The following is a 2,670-nucleotide window of genomic DNA, read 5'->3' on the forward strand; positions in this document are numbered from 1 at the left end:
GCTGGTGCGCCGCCCAGCCCATACCGCGCAGCGCCTGGGACCGGATACTGCTGCACACGGACGGTGCCAGCGAGGCACGCGATGCCACCGGCACGTTCTACCCCCTGGCCGAGCGCGCCGCCGAACTGTGCGCCACCCCGCTCGACTCCTTCACGGCCACGCTCGGCGCCGACCTGCTCCACTACGCGCAGGGCCGACTGCAGGACGACGCCACACTCCTCGCCGTCGAACCGGCCCCGAGGTCCTAGGTGTGTTGATCACCAGCGTTGACAACGCTCGTGATCAACACACCTAGGGCGCCACCGTCTCCAGGAACGCGGCCGCCGCCGGTGAGCGTCGCGTCCGGCTCCACACCAAGCGCTCCTCGCGCACCGGGCCGCCGTGCACCGGGACCACGGCCAGGTCGCGCAGGCGCGGCACGAGGCGCGACGGCAGCAGCGCGATGCCGAGCCCGCCGCGCACCAGGTCGGCAAGGAAATCAAGGCCCTTGGCCTCGAACGACACCTCGCGCCGCAGCCCGGCCGCGGCGAACGCCTCGTCGGTCTGCGCCCGCGCCGCGAGCCCCGCCGGGAAGTCCACGAACGCCTCGTCCGCCAGTCGGGACAGTGGCACGGGCGCGGCCGGGCCGGCGGCCAGCGCATGGTCCGGCGCCGTCACCACCACGTGGTGATCCACCACCAACGTGCGGCTGCCCACCTCGGGATCGTCCGCGGGGAACGACGGCGGCACCCCCAAGAAGGCCAGGTCCAGCGCCCCCTCTCGCACCCCGGCCACCTGGGCTTCGCTCGCGCCGTCGATCAGGCGCATCCTGACCTGCGGATACGCGGCATGGTAGGCGCGCATCAGGTCCGGTACATCGACGGCGGTCACCGAGGCGATCGCGCCGATGGTCAGGCGCCCGCGGATCTCCCCGGTCGCCGCGGCCACTTCGGCCCGAGCGCGCTCCGCCGCCTCCAGTGCCTGCCGGGCCGCGGGCAGGAACGCCTCGCCCGCCGCGGACAGCCGCACCCGCCGACTCGTCCGCTCGAACAGCCGCGCCCCGAGCTCCTTCTCCAGCTTGCCGATCTGGTGGCTCAGTGCCGACTGCACCACATGACACCGCTGTGCGGCCCGGGTGAACCCGCCGGTCTCGGCGACGGCGACGACGTAGCGCAACTGCTGAAGCTCCATACGATCCATCGTGATTGACGATCAGTTGGATGACAAGGATGTCTTGGACTCATCAATGGAGCGCGCCGCACGCTGAACCCATGACACAGCTGAATGCCCGTCCGCAGGCCGGAGCCGGCCCCCTGAGCCCGTCCCCGCCGTCGGGCGCCGCTCCGCGCCGGCCTCTGCTCCTCCTGCTGGCCGTCGCTACGGGACTGTCCTGCGCGGGCAACTACGTCGCCCAGCCGCTGCTCGACCTGATCTCCCGCGAACTGCACCTCGGCGGCGTCCTGGCCGGCCTCGTCGTCACGGCCTCGCAGGCCGGGTACGCGCTGGGCCTGATGCTGCTGGTACCGCTCGGCGACGTCGTCGACCGCCGCCGCCTCACGGTGACCCTGTTCTCGGCCACCGCGCTGTTCCTCACCGTCTCGGCCTTCGCGCCGAGCGGCCCGGTGCTCCTCGGGGCCACCGTCCTCACCGCGTTCACGTCGGTCGGCGCGCAGGTCGTCGTCGCGCACACCGCGGCGCTCGCGAGCGCCGAGACGCGGGGCCGCGCCGTCGCCGTCGTCGTCTCGGGCATCCTGCTCGGCGGACTGCTGGCCCGCACCGCCGCGGGCGTGCTGTCCGGGCTCGGGGGCTGGCGTACCCCGTACTGGGTCCTCGCCGCCCTCATGGCCCTCGCGGCCGTGACCCTGCACCGCTTCCTGCCCCGCCTCCCGGTCACCGCCGACCTGCGCTACCCGGCCCTGCTGCGTTCCACGCTCGCGCTGCTGCGCGAGGAGCCGCAATTGCGCCGCCGGGCCCTGCTCAGCGCCTTCTCGCTGGCCTCGTACAGCGTCCAACTCACCGCTCTCACCTTCCTCTTGGCCGATGCTCCCTATTCCTGGTCGGCGCCCGCCATCGGTCTGTTCGGCCTCGTCGGCGCCGTGGGGGTGGTGACGATGACGTTCGCGGCGCGGCTCAGTGACGGAGGGCGTGTCCGGCAGGTCACCGGCGTCGCGACCGCGTTGCTGATCGCCGGCTGGCTGGTGCTGCTAGCGGGGGAGCGCTCTCTGGCCTTGCTGGCGGTCGGCGTCGTCGCCCTCAACATCGGCCAGCAGGCCGTTTTGAACGCGAGCCAGACCGTCCTGTACGCACTGCGCCCCGAGGCCCGAAGCCGCATCAACGCGGCGTTCATGACGAGCTTCTTCCTCGGCGGCGCCGTCGGTTCGGCGCTCGCCTCCGTCGTCCGGTCGGCCGCGGGCTGGCCCGGAGTCTGCGCCCTGGGCGCCGCACTGGCCACGGGTTCCTTCGTGGTGTGGGCGACGGAGCGCACCAGCCCCGTTCGCTGACCTCCCGTCATTCCCCCTTCCGTTCCCCTGTAGTTGAGGAGTCACCACTATGAACATCACCGTCTTCGGAGCCGCAGGTGACGTCGGCCGCCGTGTCGTCGCCGAGGCCCTGGCCCGCGGCCACCGGGTGACCGCGGCCGTCCGTGATCCGGCCCGTGCGGGCGCAGTGCCCGCCGGGGCGCGGCTGCGG

Annotated in this window: 4 protein-coding genes; 3 read left to right on the plus strand and 1 reads right to left on the minus strand. The window is 73.0% G+C overall.

From position 1 onward, the window contains the following. The coding region (locus tag G3I40_RS29035; RefSeq protein ID WP_164305489.1) for a SpoIIE family protein phosphatase at positions 1–248 on the plus strand (248 nt) is incomplete at its 5' end. 43 nt (positions 249–291) lie between these two features. Here the strand turns inward: G3I40_RS29035 and G3I40_RS29040 are convergent. Then, on the minus strand, positions 292–1,170 hold the full coding sequence (locus G3I40_RS29040) for a LysR family transcriptional regulator (protein WP_164305491.1): 879 nt from the start codon (positions 1,168–1,170) through the stop codon (positions 292–294). A gap of 80 nt (positions 1,171–1,250) precedes the next feature. Here G3I40_RS29040 and G3I40_RS29045 point away from each other — a divergent pair, with 80 nt between their 5' ends. Then, a complete protein-coding gene (locus G3I40_RS29045; RefSeq protein WP_239092001.1) occupies positions 1,251–2,480 on the plus strand; it encodes an MFS transporter in 1,230 nt (409 codons plus the stop codon). A gap of 49 nt (positions 2,481–2,529) precedes the next feature. Then, the coding region (locus G3I40_RS29050; RefSeq protein ID WP_164305493.1) for an NAD(P)H-binding protein at positions 2,530–2,670 on the plus strand (141 nt) is incomplete at its 3' end.

Source organism: Streptomyces sp. SID14478, from assembly GCF_010548525.1.
GTDB lineage: Bacteria > Actinomycetota > Actinomycetes > Streptomycetales > Streptomycetaceae > Streptomyces.